The 22,009-nt window shown below is 44.5% G+C and carries 23 protein-coding genes; 11 read left to right on the forward strand and 12 right to left on the reverse strand.

What is annotated here, in order from left to right:
- Positions 1-413: 413 nt before the first annotated feature.
- The 3 genes from rplU (at position 414) to lolA (ending at position 2,137) form a co-directional block, all read left to right on the forward strand.
- Positions 414-725, forward strand: a complete 312-nt coding sequence (rplU, locus tag CXF65_RS06305; protein ID WP_025652795.1) for a 50S ribosomal protein L21 — start codon at positions 414-416, stop codon at positions 723-725.
- Positions 726-816: 91 nt separating this feature from the next.
- Positions 817-1,074, forward strand: coding sequence for a 50S ribosomal protein L27 (rpmA, locus tag CXF65_RS06310; RefSeq protein WP_010199200.1), 258 nt, complete (start codon positions 817-819; stop codon positions 1,072-1,074).
- Positions 1,075-1,447: 373 nt separating this feature from the next.
- Positions 1,448-2,137: an outer membrane lipoprotein chaperone LolA gene (lolA, locus tag CXF65_RS06315; protein WP_101211442.1), complete on the forward strand. Its 690-nt coding sequence runs from the start codon at positions 1,448-1,450 to the stop codon at positions 2,135-2,137.
- A 174-nt stretch (positions 2,138-2,311) separates the two neighbouring features.
- Here the strand turns inward: lolA and scpB are convergent, their stop codons facing one another.
- The 8 genes from scpB to mrdA form a co-directional block, all read right to left on the reverse strand.
- A complete protein-coding gene (scpB, locus tag CXF65_RS06320; protein ID WP_025652797.1) occupies positions 2,312-2,857 on the reverse strand; it encodes an SMC-Scp complex subunit ScpB in 546 nt (181 codons plus the stop codon).
- 25 nt (positions 2,858-2,882) lie between these two features.
- Complete coding sequence (locus CXF65_RS06325) at positions 2,883-3,698, reverse strand: segregation and condensation protein A (RefSeq protein WP_101211472.1); 816 nt, start codon at positions 3,696-3,698, stop codon at positions 2,883-2,885.
- A 161-nt stretch (positions 3,699-3,859) separates the two neighbouring features.
- The gene (gene trpS, locus CXF65_RS06330; RefSeq protein ID WP_101211443.1) at positions 3,860-4,960 is read right to left on the reverse strand and encodes a tryptophan--tRNA ligase; all 1,101 of its coding nucleotides are present in this window, start codon (positions 4,958-4,960) and stop codon (positions 3,860-3,862) included.
- Positions 4,961-5,123: 163 nt separating this feature from the next.
- A complete protein-coding gene (locus CXF65_RS06335; RefSeq protein WP_101211444.1) occupies positions 5,124-6,221 on the reverse strand; it encodes a lysophospholipid acyltransferase family protein in 1,098 nt (365 codons plus the stop codon).
- 293 nt (positions 6,222-6,514) lie between these two features.
- Positions 6,515-6,901, reverse strand: coding sequence for a 30S ribosomal protein S9 (gene rpsI, locus CXF65_RS06340; RefSeq protein ID WP_025652801.1), 387 nt, complete (start codon positions 6,899-6,901; stop codon positions 6,515-6,517).
- Between the two features lie 10 nt (positions 6,902-6,911).
- Positions 6,912-7,340 (reverse strand): 50S ribosomal protein L13, encoded by a 429-nt coding sequence (rplM, locus tag CXF65_RS06345; protein ID WP_010199223.1) that lies wholly within the window; start codon positions 7,338-7,340, stop codon positions 6,912-6,914.
- A gap of 211 nt (positions 7,341-7,551) precedes the next feature.
- On the reverse strand, positions 7,552-8,229 hold the full coding sequence (gene rsmD, locus CXF65_RS06350) for a 16S rRNA (guanine(966)-N(2))-methyltransferase RsmD (RefSeq protein ID WP_101211445.1): 678 nt from the start codon (positions 8,227-8,229) through the stop codon (positions 7,552-7,554).
- A 28-nt stretch (positions 8,230-8,257) separates the two neighbouring features.
- Positions 8,258-10,237 (reverse strand): penicillin-binding protein 2, encoded by a 1,980-nt coding sequence (gene mrdA / locus CXF65_RS06355; protein WP_025652803.1) that lies wholly within the window; start codon positions 10,235-10,237, stop codon positions 8,258-8,260.
- A gap of 697 nt (positions 10,238-10,934) precedes the next feature.
- Here mrdA and CXF65_RS06360 point away from each other — a divergent pair.
- The 8 genes from CXF65_RS06360 to CXF65_RS15270 all read left to right on the forward strand — a co-directional run bounded on the left by CXF65_RS06360 (position 10,935) and on the right by CXF65_RS15270 (position 18,699).
- Entirely contained in the window at positions 10,935-12,269 is a 1,335-nt protein-coding gene (locus CXF65_RS06360) for a membrane protein (protein WP_025652804.1), read from the forward strand.
- Between the two features lie 257 nt (positions 12,270-12,526).
- Positions 12,527-14,557, forward strand: a complete 2,031-nt coding sequence (locus CXF65_RS06365; RefSeq protein ID WP_025652805.1) for a heme lyase CcmF/NrfE family subunit — start codon at positions 12,527-12,529, stop codon at positions 14,555-14,557.
- Position 14,558: 1 nt separating this feature from the next.
- Positions 14,559-15,197, forward strand: a complete 639-nt coding sequence (locus CXF65_RS06370) for a DsbE family thiol:disulfide interchange protein (RefSeq protein WP_025652806.1) — start codon at positions 14,559-14,561, stop codon at positions 15,195-15,197.
- A 140-nt stretch (positions 15,198-15,337) separates the two neighbouring features.
- Positions 15,338-15,841: a cytochrome c-type biogenesis protein gene (locus CXF65_RS06375; RefSeq protein WP_374190022.1), complete on the forward strand. Its 504-nt coding sequence runs from the start codon at positions 15,338-15,340 to the stop codon at positions 15,839-15,841.
- A complete protein-coding gene (gene ccmI / locus CXF65_RS06380) occupies positions 15,838-17,118 on the forward strand; it encodes a c-type cytochrome biogenesis protein CcmI (protein WP_101211446.1) in 1,281 nt (426 codons plus the stop codon). The genes CXF65_RS06375 and ccmI overlap by 4 nt, the downstream gene beginning before the upstream one ends.
- 216 nt (positions 17,119-17,334) lie before the next feature.
- Positions 17,335-17,991 (forward strand): adenylate kinase, encoded by a 657-nt coding sequence (adk, locus tag CXF65_RS06385; protein WP_101211447.1) that lies wholly within the window; start codon positions 17,335-17,337, stop codon positions 17,989-17,991.
- Positions 17,992-18,164: 173 nt separating this feature from the next.
- Entirely contained in the window at positions 18,165-18,539 is a 375-nt protein-coding gene (locus tag CXF65_RS15200; protein ID WP_101211448.1) for an alpha-ketoglutarate-dependent dioxygenase AlkB, read from the forward strand.
- Entirely contained in the window at positions 18,529-18,699 is a 171-nt protein-coding gene (locus CXF65_RS15270) for a hypothetical protein (RefSeq protein WP_413772496.1), read from the forward strand. Before CXF65_RS15200 ends, CXF65_RS15270 begins: the two co-directional genes overlap by 11 nt.
- A 102-nt stretch (positions 18,700-18,801) precedes the next feature.
- Here the strand turns inward: CXF65_RS15270 and secB are convergent, their stop codons facing one another.
- The 4 genes from secB to rsgA all read right to left on the reverse strand — a co-directional run bounded on the left by secB (position 18,802) and on the right by rsgA (position 21,802).
- Entirely contained in the window at positions 18,802-19,254 is a 453-nt protein-coding gene (gene secB / locus CXF65_RS06395; RefSeq protein ID WP_101211449.1) for a protein-export chaperone SecB, read from the reverse strand.
- Positions 19,255-19,507: 253 nt separating this feature from the next.
- Positions 19,508-19,771 (reverse strand): glutaredoxin 3, encoded by a 264-nt coding sequence (gene grxC, locus CXF65_RS06400; protein ID WP_025652812.1) that lies wholly within the window; start codon positions 19,769-19,771, stop codon positions 19,508-19,510.
- Between the two features lie 314 nt (positions 19,772-20,085).
- Positions 20,086-20,541 carry a rhodanese-like domain-containing protein gene (locus tag CXF65_RS06405; RefSeq protein ID WP_025652813.1) on the reverse strand — a complete coding sequence of 152 codons (456 nt, stop codon included), beginning with the start codon at positions 20,539-20,541 and terminating at the stop codon, positions 20,086-20,088.
- Between the two features lie 157 nt (positions 20,542-20,698).
- A complete protein-coding gene (rsgA, locus tag CXF65_RS06410; protein ID WP_101211450.1) occupies positions 20,699-21,802 on the reverse strand; it encodes a ribosome small subunit-dependent GTPase A in 1,104 nt (367 codons plus the stop codon).
- Positions 21,803-22,009 lie beyond the last annotated feature (207 nt).

Here is a 22,009-nt window from a genome sequence, read left to right on the forward strand (position 1 = left end):
TACCAAATAAAAATGATAAAAACAAAAAAGAATTATAAATAGTTTTATGGGGCATTATCAACAATGGCTGCTTAAGCAAAAGCGATTGATAAAAGACTGTAAGCAACTGATTATATGCGTTATAATGGCCGCTGTTAGATGTAAGTCAGTATTTATTACTATTAGCAAGCATTTTGCTTGAGTGGCAGATTCGATCGACTTAACCATCAGTCACACTGCCATTCCCTCTATATTAATAGATGTAGTAGTATTAGCGCTGGTTTAGTGTAACCACCTTACAAAAACAAGAGGCGCGGCTTGCTTTTATGAGCAAAAAGCCGTAAAATCTTGCCTTTAATTTTTCCCTGTCGTGTTCGTCGTAAAAGCGTTGGTATAATATCATCCACGGCACACGGGTTAAACGGAGTCAGACAATGTACGCAGTAATCAAAACTGGTGGTAAACAGCACCGTGTAGTCGTCGACGAGCTTTTAAAAGTTGAATTACTAAAAGCAGAAAAAGGCGAAACAATCAAATTTGAAGATGTGTTGATGGTTGTTGACGGTGAAACTGTCAAAATCGGTCAGCCTATCGTTGAAGGTGCTAGCGTAGAAGTAGAAGTGGTTGAACATGGTCGCGGCGAAAAAATCCGTATCATCAAGCACAACCGTCGTAAGCATTATCACAAAGAGCAAGGTCACCGCCAATGGTATACCTTGTTAAAAATCAAAGCGATTAATGCCTAATTATCCACTTAGCAATTACTGCTAAATAGCGCACTAAATGCTTAAGAGTTGTCGCATTAGCGATAAGTCACATTAACAAGGAGATTTTCTCATGGCACATAAAAAAGCTGCCGGTTCAAGCCGTAACGGTCGTGATTCAAACCCAAAAATGCTCGGCGTAAAAATCTTTGGCGGTCAAGCCATCGTTGCCGGTAACATCATCGTTCGTCAACGTGGTACAGAATTCCACGCAGGCGAAGGCGTTGGCATGGGTCGTGACCATACTTTATTTGCACTGAATGACGGTGTGGTAAAGTTTGCGACCAAAGGTAAATTCAACCGTCGTTATGTTATGGTTGAAAGCGCATAATTGCCCATCTAGGTTGTTTTATTCTTTTTGAGTAAAACAATCTGATGACTAAAAAATCCTCTATTACCGTTTGGTAGTAGAGGATTTTTTATGTCTGTAAGCCAGAGCAAGTCTAAGCTTGTGAACCAATCGACCCTATAAGGTTTTATATAAATATCTTGATATAGTGTGTAACAGAGTTGGTTACAAGCGCGTATGGCAGGCGTAGTAATGATTGCAAATCATGACTAGGCGCGTAATGAAAAAACTGGCACACTGTGCGCATTGTTTAATAAGGCTGGTTTTATCTAGGCTATTAAACAGTATTGAAAACAAAAATTTTAATAACAACATTTATTTTTTAGCGATTACGCATTTTGAGAGAGGATTAATAATGACTTTACTAAATAAACAAACCACGAGCCTAAAACAAAAAATGATGAGCGGTGCTTTGGCAGGTGTGTTGATGACCTCACTTGGTGTCGCAGCGCCGATGATGGCACTCACACAATCAGCGACGGCTGCCCCTGCGGATAACTTGACGGCTGCTAAGCGTTTAAATACACTGTTAGCCAATACCAAGAGTATGACGGCTAACTTTAGCCAAACAACCAAAGGCGCTAATAGTGGCACGTTTTCTGGCTCTATGAGTGTGCAGCGTCCAAACAACTTTCGCTGGGAGACAAAGTCACCTTCACAGCAGCTAATCATTGCTAATGGCAGCTCGATGTGGGTTTATGACAAAGACTTAGAGCAAGCGACTAAGCAAAACGTCGATAGCCAAGTGGGTAATACCCCAGCACTCTTATTATCAGGTGATCCAAGCAAAATCGATAAAAACTTTAAAATCACCCAGCCGTATGATAATAAAAACTACTATGTGCTTTATCCAAAGTCGGATAGTGCCAGCTTTAAGAGTTTATCAATGAGCTTTAGTGGTGGTAAGCCAGTCATGATGGTGCTAAATGATACCTTAGGTCAAACGACCTCTATCAAGTTTAGTGGCATCAAACTGAACCCAAGCATCAGCAGCAGCCAGTTTAAATTTACCCCGCCAAAGGGCGTTGATATTATTAACCAATAATTAATAATCAGTACTGTTAATCTAACTGTAGTGATTTAGAAAAACTGGTTTAAAAATTTGATTCAAAAAAACTGGTTTCAAAAAAAGGACAAGCTTATTAAGTTTGTCCTTTTTTATGGTCTTAAAAATAGTATACAGTTCTTATTGCAAGCTGTTTAAGAGCGTACTTTGAGGCTAAGAGAGCGCTTTAATGGCTGCCATATCTGGCATCGGTGGTAACTCATCTAAATGATTCAATCCAAAGGCATCTAAGAATTGTGGCGTGGTATGTAGCAATGCTGGTCGACCCAAGGTTTCCTTGTAACCTTTCTCTTCAATCCAGCCTTTATCGAACAGCTGACGCAATATATTACTCGATAGCGTGACACCGCGCACGTGCTCGATGTCACTGCGGGTCACTGGCTGTTTATAAGCAATCACACTCAGTGTCTCAAGTAAGGCTTGGCTAAGGCGCTCTTGACGCTGCGGGAATACACGCTGAATCAAGCCACTGTAGCTATCCGCAATTTGTAGGCGATAACCACTGGCCGTCTCATGCAAGCTTAGTACACCAGTATCCAAGCGCTGCTGTAATAATGCCAAAGCTTGTTTGAGATCTTTGCTAGACACAGACAAGTGCTTCTTTAAATCATGAGCGGTGAGTGGTGCTTCGGATGCATGCAGCAGTACTTCAATATGTTTGCTCATCTCTGCTAAATGTAGATGCTGCGTATCTGTCATTTTACATATTCTCTATTAAAAACCATTAAGCCAACCACTGTAACGTTAATGACCCTAGGTGGCTGTCTTCAGCAGATTCATTACCAGTAGCAGTATCGTTAGGGTGACTCTCTAAATCAGCGTTTATAACACCAACTAGCTGGCGTTTCATCAGCTCGAGCACGGCAACGAAGCTAACCACCACGCCTATCTTGCCTTGAGTTTTATCTAATAGCCCATAAAACGAGCGCGCGCCATTCATACTTAATTGACGGCTAATACTGGCGATACGGTCAGCAAGAGGAACGGCATCGACTTTAATGGTATGCATCTGATGGTCGGGCTGTAACTGCATTTTAAATAAGCTATCAATCAACAGATTTGGCGAGTAATTGGGCCGCTCGGCATTCATAATATCTTGACTGGGCATACTAGCCATCGCCAAAAACACATCGCGCTCAAGACGGACCAGATTGTCCAAACGCTGACTGGCTACTTTGATTTGCGCATACTCTTCGAGGCGCTCAATCAGCTCAGCTTTTGGGTCGCGCTCATCGCTTGGGGTCTCTGGCTTTGGCAATAATAGCTCGGTCTTGATCGCAATCAACGTTGATGCCATCAGCAAGTAATCACCGGCCAATTCAAAATGATCGGTATCTAGCTGACTGATATAAGCCAAATATTGCTTAGTGATGGGCAATATCGGCATTTGGGTCAGATCAACGTTGTTTTTCTTTACCAGATATAATAAAAAATCTAATGGTCCAGCAAATTGCTCAAGCCAAATGGCAAATGCTTGCGGCGGTACATACAAATCTTCTGGCAGATGCTGCACCGGTGTCTGATAAATACGCAGTGACATATCATTGATAGCTGAGCCATCTTTAGCCCTTCTAGCCTCTTGAGTTTTTACAGCCACAAAATTTTGCTGAGCGGCTACAGACAAGGTATCTTGTGATACAGCCACTTCTTGATACGCTAACTCAGTTGCCAAATTTAGCATTCGTCTTGGTCACAACCCGATTATTTAAGTTTGGCAAGTGGACGGATACCAATGGCACGGCGGGTTTTGTCTAGTTGCTTACGGCTATGGCGACGAGCTTTGTCAGCGCCCATTTGTAAGATTTCTTCCAGCTCTTTTGGATTGGCCATTAGCTCTTCATAACGCGCGCGAAATGGGGCTATCTCATTATTGATTTTATCAAACAATGCTTGCTTGGCATCACCCCAGCCAATACCGGCGGCGAATTGCGCACGCATGTCGGCGATTTCTTCCGGCGTAGCAAAGGCCTTATAAATCTCAAAAATAGCAGAGTCGTCAGGATTTTTTGGCTCTTCTGGCAGTTGTGAGTTGGTCACAATTTTCATAATGGCTTTGTGCATCTGTTTTTCAGGGCTGACTTGCGGGTTTAGCTCACCAAATAGCGGAATAGTATTGCCATAGCTCTTACTCATCTTACGTCCATCAAGACCCGTCAATAGCGGCATCTCATCATCGACCACCGCAGAGGGTAGCGTAAATAGCGGCTTATATTTATGATTAAAAGTACCCGCAATATCACGCGCCATTTCAATATGTTGAATTTGATCACGTCCTACTGGTACGTGAGTAGCATTAAACATTAAGATATCCGCAGCCATTAATACCGGATAGCCAAACAGACCCATCGTGATACCTTGGTCGGGATCAACATCTTCTTTATTCATGTTGGCATCTACCGATGCTTTGTAAGCATGAGCACGATTCATTAAACCCTTGGCACATGAACAATTTAAAACCCAAGCCAATTCTGGTATTTCGGGAACATCTGATTGACGATAAAAGGTCACACGCTCAGGGTCAAGACCGCAGGCAATCCAAGTTGCAGCAATCGCTTTAGTAGACTCATGAATAATAGCAGGGTCATGGCATTTAATAATGCCATGATAATCGGCTAAAAAGAAAAAAGCTTCATCATTACTGTTCTGAATAGATTGAATCGCTGGGCGAATGGCGCCTACATAGTTGCCTAAGTGTGGAATGCCTGAAGTGGTAATGCCAGTTAAAATGCGTTTGGCTTGTGTCGAGTTATCAGAGATTTGGCTGTCAGAAGTTTGATTATCAGAAGTGCGGTTATTATTCATGGAAAATCCGTTATTTATTTATAAAGGTTTTATTTATCGAATTATTATAATTGCGTGGTTATTGAAACGCTATTTATGTGGTTATTTATGTATTGATGACAAGATAAAATATTAGCTGCAAAGTATAGCAAATTTTCCCAGCAATTTTCTTAAGAATAGGAGTCTACTTATAAATACCAGTCCGACCATCAGGCCCATTTTTGAAGCGGCGATGGAACCACATCCACTGAGTCGGATCAATACGAATCAACCCTTCTAAGATTTCATTGACACGGCTAGCATCACCAACCTCGTCGTTACTGGGATAATGATCTAATGCTGGGGTAATGGTTAAATGATAATGCGGGCGTTTGCCACTCGGCAGATTATCAGGCGTCTGCCGATAGGTATGCAATGCCATGACCGCAGGTGGCTTGTCTTTGCTACCTAGCTTTGCCATGCGTCTTGAAGCGGTGATAGTCGCTGCTGGCACACCAAAAAATGGTGCCATTACTCCTTGCTTAAGACCATAATCTTGGTCAGGAGAGTACCAGATAACATGTCCGGCTTTGATAGAGTTGACCAAACTGCGCATGTCTCGACTAGAAATCTGTGTACCGAATATATTGGTGCGGCCATTATAAATAAACCAATCAAGTAATGGATTATTCTGCGTGCGATACATACAGTCTACAGGGAAAAATTGTGCACAAAGTAAGCCGCCCAAATCGAGCATGGTATAGTGAGCGCCTAGTAGAATGACTGGACGACCTTCGTTTTGGGCATTAACGAGATGCTGTAATCCAGAGATAGAAACGGTGCGGGTAAAGACATTTGGTCGGAACCATGCACATAAGGTTTCGAACACACCAATACCTTGGTTGACAAAGACTTGCTTAGCCATCAGCTCACGTTCGACTTCTGGTTTCTCTGGAAAGGCTAGCCTTAAGTTAATCAGCGTATCACGTCGCCGCGATCCTGCTACTTTATAGATTAAAATACCTACTTTACGCCCAAGCCAAAACTGCCAACGTAGTGGCAGATAAATCATCGGTAGAAAAATAACCAGCAATAACCAAATCGCCCAATATTTAGGCAGCAAAAACTGCCATTGAAAAGGCTTTTTATGCGCTTGCGCCGTACGTTTATGGGTTTGAGTAATCGTTGGCGTACCGATAGGAATAGCGGGTGACTTCGCTGCTTTCCCATGCTGCGCGGCAGTTGGCGATGGCATATCGGTCTTTGATGACTTGCTTGGATCGTATTGTTCGGGCGCTTTCATAATATCCTTCTGCGCTATAAATAACGGCGTATCATAAATAGATAGGTAATATGATGGGGTAGCGTTAGGCGCTTTGCAAGCAACATTTTCGCAAAGTGCGGCAATAAGAGCGGTGTGCAACGCAACCGCTTACGCCATACATCGCTTGTCAATAAAGAGATGAGTGGGCATAAAAAAACCCCATAAGCTGTGACCAGCTTATGGGGTTTTGCAAATCTATTCTTTTGCTTAATACGGTTAAATCGACTCTGAGAAAAAGACGATAACCACAAAAAGCAAAGAAGTAGTTTTGATTAACGTTTCGAGAATTGTGGACGTTTACGTGCTTTACGTAGGCCCAATTTCTTACGTTCAACTTGACGTGAATCACGAGTCACAAAACCAGCTGCTTTTAGAGCAGGTTTGTTGGCTTCGTCAAGCTCGATCAATGCACGCGTGATGCCGTGGCGAATAGCGCCCGCTTGACCACTGATACCGCCGCCTTTAACCGTAATGAAAAGATCATAAGCAGTAGGTGAGTCAAGTAATTCTAGAGGCTGACGAACAACCATGCGTGAGGTTTCGCGGCTGAAATATTCATCAAGTGGCTTGCCGTTAACAACAATGCTACCAGTACCTTTAGCTAAAAAGACACGAGCAGTAGAAGTTTTGCGGCGACCAGTTCCGTAATTGCGTTCCATAAGTGTATCCTTAGATGTCTAGTGCTTTAGGTTGCTGTGCTTCATGTGGATGTTCAGTACCCGCATATAGTTTCAGCTTCTTGATCATCGCATAGCCAAGAGGACCTTTTGGAAGCATACCCTTAACCGCTTTGTGTAGAACATCTTCAGGCTTATGTGCAAGCAGTTTACTGAAGTTGGTTTCTTTGATACCACCTGGATAGCCACTGTGACGATAGTATTTTTTATCTTGCGCTTTTTTACCCGTTACCGTGATTTTGTCAGCATTGATGACAACAATAAAGTCACCAGTGTCAACGTGCGGCGTAAAAGACGGCTTATGCTTGCCACGTAAGCGAGTAGCGATTTGAGTGGCTAAGCGACCAAGGGTTTTGCCGTCAGCATCTACGACATACCAGTCATGGGTCACTTCAGCTGGTTTTGCACTAAGTGTTTTCATGATAAAACCTTAAAATTAGAATTCGTTGAGAGTTTAGCTGGGAACGGGGCTCTCAAAAAACAGACTGCACATTATAAGCAGTAGCGCCTACGCTTGCAAGCTGCATTGGGGTTTATTTTCGCCTTATATACATTAAACTGCAGCGTTGGCCAGTTTTTTAGCGGTTCTAAACATTTGTAACGTTTGTTAATCGTTTTTATTAACCAAACAATTATGACGATGATAGCTGATAAAGTCCAGCGACAACTTGTCCCACTTTGGTTTGTTTGAGGCAATCAAAGCTGATTGGCGCTTGTATCATTGATGTTTCATTGAATATATTCGCTAGCTGATTCAATTGTGCTGCTAAGTCTTTATCGGCCTCTAAATAAATAAGGGTCGTGGGGCTAATGAGCGACTGGCTGATAAGCGTCGTTAAAATCGGCTGCCACAAATCTTCAGCATAGGGCGGATCGATAAAGACAATATCAAAAGGGCGCGAGACAAGGTGACTTTGCATCAATACTTGCTCTGCGGTGCCATTGATAATCTGATAGGTATCAGCGTCGAGGCGCAACTGCTCAGCGCTTTGCTGCAGCATGTCGCTTTGTGCTCGATTCATCTCGATAAAGGTGCAGTGTGCTGCACCACGAGACAGTGCCTCAAAGCCTAAAACGCCACTACCGGCACAGCTGTCGAGCACGTATGCACCATGAATATCAGCAAGTAACCAATTAAATAGGGTCTCCCGCAGGCGATCAGGGGTCGGACGTAAACCTTCGGCATCGATGAAGCTGACGCTGCGCCGTTTAAACTGTCCACCGATAATACGTACCTGACCGGCAGCCGACGATTTTGCTTGATGAGACGTTTTACGCTTAGTGCTATGCGATGTTGCTACTTTTTTCATGGTCACCGTTCTTATTCTTTATGGGTCTTTATTCGCTCGCTGTCGTGGGTGCTGCTTGCGCGGCTGCCTGCTCTGCTAACGCTGCTTCTTTGTCGCGCAGGGCATCACGCATGACTTTTTCAAAAGCTTTTTGACGTTTGATGACTTTTAGTTGGTCAGCTGTTGGTGGCAAGATAGGATCATTTTTGCGTTGTAATACCCAATAGTCAAATAGCGCGCGACCAATAGGTGCTGCCACGGCACTACCGCCGCCACCGTTTTCGACCAACACGGCAAGGGCGATTTGTGGGTCTTCTACTGGCGCAAAACCGTTGAACCACGCATGATCCCAGTGGCGCTTGTCTATCGCAGACTTATCATAACGTTTGCCTTGAGCGATGGATTTTACCTGTGCCGTACCAGTCTTACCCGCGATACGATAGCGCGGCGTATAGATACCACGTCCCGTGCCACCTTTCACCACACTTTCCATCGCATCATGCATGCGTAGCCAATCAGAGGGTTTGCCGTTATAGTCGATTTTGCCATCGGGTTTGGTGATGACCTTGACCTCTGCTGCCCCATCGCTGCTTTTCAGCAGATGCGGGGTAATGTGATAGCCCTTGTTGGCAGTCATCGCTGTCGCATTGGCGATCTGTAGCGGCGTGGCTAAGAAATACCCTTGACCGATGCTGACTGAGATCGTCTCACCCGGTAGCCAGCCTTTATCGTACGTGTCTTTTTTCCATTTTGGCGATGGCATAATGCCTGACTTTTCATTGGGCAGGTCAATGCCAGTCTCCTCGCCAAAGCCAAAACGTACCATCCAATCATGCAGACGCTGAATGCCCATCTCATAGGCCAGCTTATAATAGTAGGTATCAACCGACATCACGATAGACTTTTTGAGATCGACTGTGCCGTGACCACCACGTTTCCAATCGCGAAAACGGTGGGTATCTCCGGGCAGACTGAAATAACCAGGATCATAAATAGTGGTGTCCCAATCACGCAGACCGTAATGAATCCCGCCCAAACCTTCAAAAGGCTTGATAGTAGAGCCGGGCGGGTAAGTGCCCTGTAATGCCCGATTATATAGTGGCTGATCCAGATCGTCCCGTAGTGAGCCATAGTCTCTAAACGAGATGCCAGAGATAAAAGGGTTGGGGTCATAGCTTGGATTACTGACAAAGGCCAGTACGTCACCGTTTTGCGGGTCTATCGCCACAATAGCGCCGCGACGACCATCGAGCTGCTGCTGAGCGACGGTTTGTAAACCGTAATCTAAGCTCAGGGTAATATCATTACCTGCAATCGGCGGTTTGGTGTCTAGTTGGCGAATAATATTGCCGTGAGCGTCTGTCTCTACCGATTGGTAGCCCGGTTGTCCAAGTAAAATATCTTCATAAAAATCTTCAATACCGATTTTGCCAATGAGATCCGTGCCCGCATAGCGATCTTTGTCAATGCGCTTGCTTTCTTTGTCGTTGATACGGCCGACGTAACCAATGACGTGGGCGAACAGCTCGTCGTAAGGGTATGAGCGTGTCAACTTGCTCTGGATAGTAACACCGCGAAAGAAAGGCTTGCGCTCGCTGAACTGCGCCAATTGTGCTTCGGTTAAATCGATTTTAATGGTCACTGGATCGTTTTTACTTTTGCTCAGACGTGCCAAAATATCCGTGATGTCTTTATCGGTAAGCTCAAAGATGGGCGCGAGCAAATTTAAGGTACGTTCTGGGTTTTCGACCTCATCAGGGCTGAGCATCGCCGTAAATACAGGCTGATTGTCCGCCAGTATCACCCCATTACGATCATAAATATAACCACGGCTTGGCGGTGCAGATATCAGCTTAATGCGATTGTTGTCTGCCTGTGTCGTATATTTATCATGAGCATAGACTTGCAAATAACCATAGCGTAGTAGCAAACCACTCAGACCCAAAAATATTAGTAGCCCAAAGATAATGATCCGGTGCGCAAAAATACGGTTGACCTGTTCGGTGTCGGAAGCTAGCGGTTTATTCATATAAAATCAGTACTCAGGCGGTCGGCGAAACATCAGAAGCGGGATAAAACGGTGGGATAGTCAGTCTAAGCGCGATGAATATAAAGGATAAGATTAATGATTTCAATCAGATACAGTGCTATGCGCAATCATTAACTTGCAATGACTGGTGTGTTGAATTTCGCTGCAAATTAATCACAAATTATAACAGAACAAATGCGAGGGCGCAGTACTCTGCGATTTATTTTATCGTTGGCATCATGAGTGATTGAGATAAATGGGTTTGAGATATTTACGATTATGAGGATGATTCTTTTACGATTACTTTCACAATACCAGTGAGGCAACAGAACTTGTCATCTCTAGTCACAACTTGGCTAGGGTCGACGTGTGCTAATGAATAGCAAGTATGCTAAAATCAGGCGATTTATTTTATATCGTCAATTCTATATAGCATTGACGCGCTGTCAGAGTCGCGCAGGCTATTATAGAGTATTACTTGCATTGATAGGACTTGCACTTATCTGTCTTATATTCAAAAATATTAAATCAATTAAAAATATTTTAAACCAATTAAAGGTACCTTGAACGAATTAACAGGGTCTTGAACCGGTTGGTTATTAGTAGTTATTTTGGGGGAACGTCTTTTGAGCGTTCTTAATTTGCTAAGCATATTTTATTAGCAACGACAATCATCATGTCAGGGACAACCAAAGTCATGGACGCAACTTCATTGTGGCAAACGATAGCTGAGCACCCAGAGTTTTTTGCCATGCTAACCATCCCACCCGTGACGGCATTCGTCACTTGGATACACGTGTGGATGGCGCTCAAAATGCTGTTTTATCCTGTTAAGTTTTGGGGTATTCGTATTCCGAACTTTCCGTTTTTTGGCCTACCGGGTATCGGCTGGCAAGGTATCGTGCCGCGAAAAGCGGGCAAGATATCTGGGGTAATTGTAGATCAAACGCTCTCTAAGCTCGGTTCGCTTGATGAGTTTTTTAAGGCGATGGAGCCGGATCAAATGGCAGTTTTTATCACTGATACCGTGGATAAAAACCTTGAGCCACTGATTGATGAGATTATGCTCGACCATTCGCCAGCCCTCTGGGGCAACTTGCCCTATGCCTTAAAGCGTCGCGTCTACGCCCAAGCACACAAAGAGTTGCCCAGTATCATGCAGTCGCTGGTGACGGATTTGACTTATCATGTCGAAGACTTGGTCGATATGCGTAAAATGATTGTTAATACCATGGAAAACGATCGGCGCTTAATGGTCGATATGTTTTTGAAGGTAGGCCAAAAAGAGATTAACTTTATTTGGCATATCAGTGCGCTGATTGGATTGGTTTTCGGTATTGTGCAAATGTTCATTTTTTTGGTGGTGCCGCAGCATTGGACCGTACCTTTCTTTGCCGCTATTTGGGGGTTTCTCACCAACTGGATCGCCATTTGGATGGTGTTTAATCCAATAGAGCCGCACTTTATACCGTATGTGAAGTTTTTTGCGCTACAAAGTCGCTTCCCGTTCATTAGGCCGCAGCTGCCGCATATTGGCCAGTATCGTTTTCAGGGCGGCTTTATGAAGCGTCAAGAAGAAGTCTCTGAGGTTTTCGCTGAGATTGTGGTAAAAGATTTGGTGACGCTTGAGAACATCATGAATGAGATGATGTATGGTGACCGTGCTGCACAAACGCGTGAGCTCATGAAGTCGCACTTATATAAGGTGTTAGAATCGCCGGTCATTAGTACGACGTTAAGAGTAGGGCTGGGTCGCCGTGAGTATGGGCAGTTAAAAAATACTATTATTGATAAATCCATCGTCGCGACCATGGTGCCACTACGTGATCCTGAGTTGAATGAAAGCCGTGCCAGTAAGATATTTGGGCTGTTCCGAGATCGTATTCGCGCATTATCGCCAAATGAGTTTCAGAACTTATTACGTCCGGCGTTTCGGGAAGATGAGATGACGCTTATCGTCTTGGGTGGACTGACTGGGTTTTTGGCAGGTTGGTTGCATCTGGTGTTGGTGTTTTTCCCAGCGATGCAGTAGGGCAGTAGGGCAGTAAGTAACTTTTTTTACAGACTTAATAAAAGCACAACCAGTGTAAGACAGCTTCTTTGTATTAATAAATCGTATTAGTACATCACGATAATAGTAGCGGGTTTTATGGGCTTCTATAGCGATTAAAACCTCTGTTTGTAACCGTAAACTATGACCGCATTAAGGACTATATAGCGTTCGCCAGTGGCTAATAAATGCCATCGGCGACTCTTAGATAGTATCCAAGGTAAACAAGGTTAGACCATATGTTAATCACAGAATTGGGTTATTTTGCCTTGCTGGCCGCCTTTATATTGGCGATTTTGCAAGTGGTGTTGCCAACTATTGGCATCATGCGTGATCACGTTGCTTGGCAGCGTTTGGCACCAAGTTTGGCATGGGCACAGTTTGCTGCCATGATTACCTCATTTGGCGCTTTGATGGCCGGCTTTTATTACAATGACTTTAGCTTGGTCTACGTCACCCAGCATTCTAATACCTTGTTGCCTTGGTACTATAAGCTATCAGCAACGTGGGGCGGGCATGAAGGTTCGTTATTGTTATGGATGACCATCATGGCCACTTGGTGTGCCTTGGTGTCATATTTTAGCCGTGGTCTGCCGCTGTCGATGCGTGCGCGGGTATTGGTGATATTGGCTGGCGTACAGATGATGATGCTGGCGATGTTAATCTTTACCTCGTCGCCGTTTGATCGTACTTTGCCAAACCTGCCTGTCGATGGCGCGGATCTGAACCCTGTTCTACAAGATTTCGGTCTGATTATTCATCCGCCGATGCTATATATGGGCTATGTGGGCATGGTCGTGCCGTTTGCGTTTTGTATGGCAGCATTATGGGAAGGGCGCTTGGATGCCGTTTGGACGCGTTGGTCGCGTCCATGGGCACTCGCTGCTTGGGGTTTCTTAACCATTGGTATCGCGCTGGGTTCTTGGTGGGCCTATTACGAGCTTGGCTGGGGCGGTTGGTGGTTTTGGGATCCAGTAGAGAACGCGTCACTGATGCCATGGCTTGCCGGTTTGGCATTACTACATTCGTTGGCAGTGACTGAAAAGCGTGGTGTCTTTAAGGCATGGACGATTATGCTGGCGATTTTTGCCTTTGCGCTGAGCTTACTTGGCACGTTCCTAGTACGCTCTGGCGTTATCACTTCGGTGCATTCGTTCGCCGCTGATCCAACTCGTGGCTTAGTCATCTTAGCTATCTTAGGGGTTATTATTGGTGGCGGCCTGTTGATGTTCGCAGTGCGCGGTTGGCGTTTGACGGTCGAGAGTCAGTACCAGCTTATCTCGCGTGAGTCATTCTTAGTCATCAATAACGTCATTATTCTGATTGCTACCTTAGTGGTCTTGCTGGGTACGCTATATCCTATCATTGCTGATTCCTTTAATTTGGGTCAAGTATCGGTAGGCCCTCCTTACTTTAATGCGCTATTTGTCCCCTTAACGTGGTTGTTATTGATTGCGATGGGTATGGGCTCTAATATCCGCTGGAAAAAAGACAAGCGCCCATTACTTGGCGTTGGTATGGTCATAGCTGTTAGCAGCTTAGTATTGGCAGCGATTATTGCTTACTTTGTCCACCCGTCTTCTATGCTCAATATTGGTGTCACTTTGGCCGTTAGTTTTTGGGTATTGTTCTGGATGGTCGTCGACTTTAAAGACAAAACCAAAAATGCACCGAGCTTTTTTAAAGGCTTGGGTCAATTGCGTTTGAGCTACTGGGGTCAGCAAACGGCACATATTGGTGTGTTGATAGCGGTTATCGGCATCGCCTTCACTAGTAGCCTAAGCATCGAGCGTGATGTGGCATTGGGCGAAAATGATAGCGTGCATGTGCAAGGTTATGACTTTACTGTAAAGGATTTTCATGAAGTCAGAGGCAGTAACTTCGATGGTATGCAAGCGGAAGTGGAGGTGACCAAAGACGGTCGCGCAGTGACTACCTTGTATCCTGAAAAGCGTACTTACGTGGTGAGTATGATGCCGATGACTGAGGCGGCAATTGATGCCAGTCTCATGCGTGATGTCTATGTCGCACTTGGCGAACCAATTGCTGAAGACAGCAACCAATGGGCGGTACGTATCTATGTGAAGCCGTTGATTCGTTGGATATGGCTTGGTGCTATTATCATGGCTCTAGGTGGATTGCTAAGTATGCTAGACAAGCGTTATCGCATCAAAAAGCCTAAGACTGTCAGCCAAAATGCGATGGATTCAGCAGGCTTTGTGACTGTAGCAGATGTGGAAGCACCGGCAGTAAAGATGGGGGACAATTAGTATGAGTACGTCAAACAACACCTCTAACCAAAATGCTAATAAGACCATCAATAAAAAGCAGCTAAAGATATGGTTTCTGATTCCGCTCATCGTTTTTGCAGGCTTTGTGGTTATGCTCTATATGCGTTTGGGCCAGCCGACTGAAATCGTCACCAATACTGCTCTTGAGCGTCCGGTGCCTGCATTTGAGCTGCCGTTATTGTCAGATACCAGTCGTATTATGACCAACGACAATCTGCCTGATCGGCCGTTTTTGATGAATATTTGGGGCTCTTGGTGTCCCACTTGTATTATCGAGCATCCTTTTTTAATGCAGTTAGAAGAGCGCGGCGTCAATTTGGTTGGCGTCAATTACAAAGATGACATCGGGGATGCGCTAGGATATCTTAACCGCGGCGGCGATCCCTTCTCGATGTCTATTCAGGATTTGTCGGGTCAGTTTGCGTTAGATTTAGGTTTGACGGGAGCACCTGAGACTTTCGTGGTCGATGGTGAAGGGGTTATTCGTCAGCATATTATCGGTGAGATTAATGAGAGTAATTGGCAAAGTCGTATCACGCCTTGTCTCATGGTACTCAACGAAGCCAATAAACGCAATGTCAGTCCCGACCCCAATCAGGTCAAGGAGGCGTGCAAATGATAACGATGCCTATAATGACTATGAAGACAATGACTATGCCGACAAAGCACATGAAAACTCTGACCACAGCATTGGCTAGCTTCATATTTGCGTGTTTGCTAAGTATAAGCCTTGGTATAACTATAAACATGGGCATAAGTATGAGCGCTTATGCCGCCATCGATGTTTACGACTTTGACTCTATACAACAAGAAGCTCAGTATCGAGGTCTCATTGAAGAGTTTCGTTGTCCAAAATGCCAAAATCAAAACCTTGCAGGTTCTGATGCGCCTATTGCCCAAGATTTAAAGCAAAAAACCTACAATATGGTCAAAGATGGTCGGAGTGATACCGAGATTCGCAGTTATATGCAGGAGCGTTATGGCGACTTCATCAGTTATAAACCGCCTGTCCGTCCCTCAACGTGGATACTATGGTTTTTTCCACCATTATTACTCGTGCTTTTAATAGTTGGTTGGTTTTGGCGAAGCAAGCGCCATCAGCGTGTTGCTAGTGGTCAAAGCGGCGTGACGGTAAATAATGGCGCTGCTGCATTGACGGTAGCAGAACAAGCTGAACTTGATCGCCTGTTATCACGTGCTGATAGCAAAGATAGCGTCAACAGAACAGATCATGACATCACCAGCATCGAGGACAAAAAATGACCCTATTTTCTACTGTTGGCTTATTTATTGCCCTAAGCTTACTTATCGCTTTAGTTCTTGGTTTTATCACCATAATGCCGTGGTTAAGAGCCTCACGCGCAACAGATAAGCCCGTGGACAATCAGCTACTCGATATTAATATCGCTGTCTTTCGCGCTCGTCTAGCAGAGCTAAAAACTGATGAGGATGCTGGCACGATTGATGATAGTCATTATCAATCCCAAAAGCTTGAGCTTGAACGTCAGCTTTTAGATGCGCAGCGCGTAGTGACGCCGATGATTGCGCCCGGTATCAAAAGCCGGTTAATCATTGTAGTCTGGGTGCCAGTGTTGGCAGCGATGGCGTATCTGATGGTCGGTGATCGCACGCCTGTATTTGAGCTGTGGGCGGCCGAGGATAAAGTCGGTCAAGTTGCTGATGATTTATTGGCAGGTAGGATTGACCAGCCGCCAGCTTGGGCCATCGAAGATGGTCAACAGTTGATTAGCGCTATGCAGACCAACGTCTATCGCCATGCTGATGATTATAATCGCTGGATGCGCTTGTCCGAGCTGTTCTTATCACTAGAAGCGACAGATTCTGCACTAGAGGCTTTGTCGCGTGCCTATCGCTTAGCGCCCGATAATGAAGAGATTGCGACGACCTATGCGCAGATTAGCTTTTTTGCTAATAAAGGGCAATTAGATGCTAATAGCCGCCGCGTTCTAGAAGGAGTGCTGGCCAAAAATCCACAGCATGAAGGCGCGCAAATGCTCATGGCAATGGGTGAGGCACGCAGTAGTAACTTTGATCAAGCACAAGGCTGGATTACGCGTCTGCGCGCTAGCATTTCAGCAAAGCCAGGGGATCATACGCAAGCGCTGGCCAGCTTGGATGAGCTGAGTGCCAATGTGAGCGCTCAGCAACAACAAGCGTCTGAAGGTATTGACGTTACAATAACCATCAATACTAGCTTGTTACCGTTGGTCAAAGCCGATGATGTCTTGTTTGTAGCGATACGCGATGTCAAAGGTGGTCCGCCGTTTGCTGCTAAGCGTTTGCCAATTAGCGTGATTAAGCAAGGTGAGGTTAATATCAGTCTAAGCGATCTCGATGCCATGATGCCGACACGGACACTAAAATCTGCCCGTGCGGACAAGGTACAGCTGGCCGTCATTGCCCGTATTAGTCACAGCGGTAATGCAGTCGCCGAGTCCGGCGATTTATCAGGTAATCCTGTGGTGATTAGCGCTGAGCAAAATCAGGTCAATGTCGACATTAATCAACAGGTTCCTTAATCTTTATTTCTATGTTTTTTACTTTTGATACCAGCGCTGTTGCCCATCCGAGCAGCGCGCAATAGCATTATTTGAACAGCTAAGTCATGGCAACTTATCGCTGTAATACTGAAAATACTTGAGCTTTGTAAAGCCACAAGGTAAGGTAGCTTTGCAATCAACCAATCCCTGAGTTTTATTTGTCCCAAAATCCCAATTATTAAGGAGAATCGTGTAATGATGCGTATTATTTTGCTAGGTCCACCAGGCGCCGGTAAAGGTACCCAAGCCCAGTTTATCTCTAAAGAATATGATATTCCGCAGATCTCAACGGGTGATATGCTGCGTGCAGCAATCAAAGAAGGTAGTGAGCTTGGCAAACAAGCCAAAGACATTATGAATGCTGGTGGTTTGGTTTCTGACGATCTCATCATTAACCTAGTGAAAGAACGTATCGCTAAGCCTGATTGCGCGAATGGTTGTATCTTGGATGGTTTTCCACGTACGATTCCGCAAGCCCAAGCGCTTGCTGATGCAGACGTCGCGATTGATCATGTGATCGAAATCAGTGTCCCTGATGACGAAATCGTCAAGCGCCTATCTGGTCGCCGCCAACATCCAGGCTCAGGTCGCGTCTATCATGTCGATCACAATCCACCAAAGGTCGAGGGTATCGACGACGTGACTGGCGAAGCGCTTATCCAGCGTGAAGATGACAAAGAGTCGACCATTCGTGATCGCTTAGCGACGTATCATGAGCAGACATCAGCGCTCGTTGGTTTCTATCAAGACAAAGCCAGCAAAGGCGCTGATGCGCCTAAGTATGATAAGTTTGATGGTACTCAAGGCATTGATGATGTGAAGCAGCAGATTTTGTCTGCGCTAAAAGGCTAAAATATCCTCGATATGTAGTCTATTTATATAAAAGAGACCTCGACTTTGAATAGTCGGGGTTTTTTTATTTGAAAGTCATAGCTTTTAGTCAATATTTGCGTAGCGCGAGATAAAATAACCAGTGTATAGTTAAATATAAATCGTCAAGCTATTGTTAATGGAACAGATGTGACATGGATAAACCAACACTAAATATCATATTTCATCCTGATCTCATAAAGCCATCCTTTGCATCTGAAGTCTTTTTAATATTAAAAGAGACCGTAATTTGGAATAAGCAAATGACTTCTAGGTATACAGAAAGCTTTGGTCTTTCTTATCATTATTCAGGAATGAGTTATGATGAGAAAAAAATGCCAAAGATTATTCAAGAGATAGCTTTGATCATAGCAGGGGTAGTTGGTTATTTACCGAATAATTGCTTAGTAAATTATTACCTAGATGGTAGTAGCAAGATGGGCTTTCATTCAGACGATACGAGTCAGTTAGCTGATGGAACAGGTGTCGCTATTTTGTCGTTGGGGGGTGGCTCGAGATATGCTCTTTAAGCACAAATATTTTGAAAATATTACGGAGTCTTTTCATCTTACGAATGGAACGTTAATATATATGAATGATAGTATTCAAAAAGAGTGGTTACACTCGATTCCTAAAAGTGACACTCAGTCCGGCAGAATCAGTCTTACCTTTAGAAAATTAATAAAGTGATGACTAAAAACTAATTATATCTTAAACATAAAAAAGCCGCTTACTCATTATAAGTAAACGACTTTTAGATACTGCTATATCAATACGTCATCAAGCTAAAACTTATGCGTTACCTTGAGCATCTACTTGTGCTTGCTGTTGGCTTTGCGCATAGGCTTGATCAAAGTTAACAGGCGCTAGCAATAACTGTGGGAAGCTACCACGGGTAACGATGTCACTGATGACTTCACGAGCATACGGGAACAAAACGTTCGGGCAATAAGCACCTAGGATTTGACCGATTTGATCTTCTGGAATGTCTTTTAGCAAGAAAATACCCGCTTGATGCACCTCAGCGATAAATGCCGCTTCTTCTGCATTTTTTGCAGTAACGCTAACGGTCAAAATCACTTGATAATGATCGTCGTCTAGCTTTTCAGCATTGCTTGATAGATTGATATCAAGCTCAGGGTTCCACTCTTTGGTGAATACGCCTGCGCCTGGTACTTCAAGTGACATGTCTTTGACATAGATGCGCTCTAGTGCCAATTGTGGTTGTGCTTGTTCTTCAGCCATGATAATTCCTCTAAAAGTTAATCAAATGAGTGGGCAAACAATAATTGTAATATAAATCGAGACTATGTTTCGATATTATTTCGAAGTTATTTCGATATGATCTCGATGTTTTTTACCAATATCTTTTATTTGCCATTGTCTCTCTTTATGCACGTTATACATGCGGTATTTGCACCTGCGATTCTGACACAGGTGGTTTTCACCAACGTAAAGATAGCACAGGTAAAGAGAGACCGTCAGCAAAGTTAGCAGATTAACCTGCTAATAGCTCGTCAAGTTTGCCCTGTTGATTCATTTGATTCAGCTCATCAAACCCACCGACGAAAGTGTCACCGACGAAAATCTGTGGCACAGTGCGGTAGTTATTGGTTTTTTTCATTAGCGCTTGGCGTTCTTCGCTGCTGATGTCATGCATGCCGACTTCTTCGTAATCAACGCCTTTAGATTTTAGTAGTTGTTTGGCGTTTGAGCAGTAAGGGCAGATAGGGGTGGTGTAAACTTTAACAGATACAGTCATGGTAAATCCTTATTTATTGGTTTTTGGCGACAGTTTTATTATAAACACTCATGTTATAAAAAATATTATAATCCGTCACCAACGAGTAAATGGCAAATGTAATTGCGTATGCTCATTATAAAGTGGGGATGGGTAGGATAAATTCAAGCCAATCCAGTCCAGTCCAAAAGCTGTGAAAGTAGCATAAATGCCACACAAAAAAAGACACCCAATAAAGAAGTGTCTTTTTTCGAATTTTGCGCTGCTAGCAGTGAGAACGAGCGCGTAGGCTAAACAAGCTATTTAATTCAGTAATTTTAAGCAAGTTATGCAAACTACTTATGCAAGCTCGGTTTTGCCTTGCCTTTATTTTTAGACTTGGCATCTTTTACACCGACCAATGGCATGCCAGCACTTTGCCAACCGCCCACACCGCCTTCTAAGCGGTAAACACTGTCTTTGCCAATCATTTGGATGGCTGCGCCTGCTTGCACGCCCATATCGCAAATGATGATGACTGGCTGCTCAATTGCACGAATCTCTTCGATGCGGTCTTTGAGGTCAGTAAAAGGTATGTTGCGGCTGCCTTGGATATAACCGGTCTCAAACTTCTTTTTGGCGCGAATATCGATAAGCTGCGCGTTTTGCGAGTTCACCATCATCCCAAGGCTATTGGGCGATATTTTCTTACCGCTACGTTTGTTTTCGATGGCAAAGAACAGTACGGCAAGTACGGCCAATATGCCAAATAAAAACGGGTGGTTGCCCACAAATTCTAGCGCACGATCCAAAACATACCTCCAAAAATAAGTGTTCTATTAAGCTGAGAAGACAGCCTAACGATTGCGAACAAGGCGCTATTATACCGATAAGGCCATCTATAGTAAACGTGTGATGCTCAACCTAGGGTTCAGCGCTTAATAAGACAATGTATGAGTAAGACAATGCTTAATAAGGCTTAGTGTCCGCTTCTTCTCTTAACGTGACCAAGTTCTCAACGCGGCGCTGCAACACTTCACCATCAGAGACCGCTTGCCATAACGCGCAGCCTTTGCTGTTGTGAGTGTGCCGACAATCACGGAACTGGCAATCACCTGCCAGTGGCGCAAGCTCCACAAAGCCTGAAATGATATCATCTGGCGTCAAATGCCAAATGCCATATTCGCGAATACCTGGGGTATCAACGATTCCGCCTTGGGTTAAATCTTCGGGCTGGAAGGGTAACAAGCGGCTCGTAGTGGTGGTATGTTGACCAAGCTTTGAGTTCTCCGAGATGATATTGACGATTTGCCCAGAGGCTGGTAATAGCGCATTGATTAAGCTGCTTTTACCGACACCAGACTGACCCGCAAAAATCACCAATTTTTTATCGATGTAGCGCTTTAGCTCATCTAACCCTTCTTGCTCATCGCTATCAGCAATATTTTCTGGGCAGTCAACAGAGGTCAATACACTTTCATAACCAAGCGCCGCATATTGCGCCAATAATTCACTAGTATCGACGCCATTTTCTTGCGCCAGTAAATCAGCTTTATTAAGGACGAGTAGAGGTCTTACACCCGCATGATGACAAACGACCAAATAGCGATCAATGAGGGTCGGTGCAGCAGCAGGTAGCGGCGCAAACACAATGGCGAGAATATCGACATTGGCAGCGACGGGTTTGAGCTTATGATAACGGTCAGGACGCGAAACCAGCGAGGTGCGCGGTTTGACGGATTCGATACGTCCAAAGCCAGTGTTAGGGTCGGCGTTCCAGCGTACTTGGTCACCAGCGGCCAACATCGGCAAGTTGGTACGTACGTGACAACGCCAAATATCGCCTAGCCCCAGCTCCTGCCAAAACGGCTCAGGGTCGTCAGGCGCAACCTCCGGCTGCACTGGAATGACAGCGGGCAAGCTGGTCACTTGTACTTCTAATTGCTTACCATAATGCGCCATGACCACGCCATCCATCAAACTGTCATCGATGCTGTCTTGACTGTCCAGCTGTTGTTTGTCGATGCGACGAATCTGTTGTTTAGTCAGCTTGCGTTGCCGGATTAATGCCATGGGAGTGTGACCTATTAAAAAAATATTGCTAAGTGTAGCGTGAAAATTTGCTAACATACAGCCTAAAGCGCTTGTGCCAGACAGTGGTTTTGTAATGTTTGAGTTTTTTTAGGCGTTACGAGCTAATAGGCGCATCGCCATGTCATTTGCACATTGCCAGCTATTGATGATTTATTTAAGTAACATTGCTACAAAATTGTCTCAGCT

Source organism: Psychrobacter sp. Sarcosine-3u-12 (assembly GCF_002836005.1).
Lineage (GTDB): Bacteria > Pseudomonadota > Gammaproteobacteria > Pseudomonadales > Moraxellaceae > Psychrobacter > Psychrobacter okhotskensis.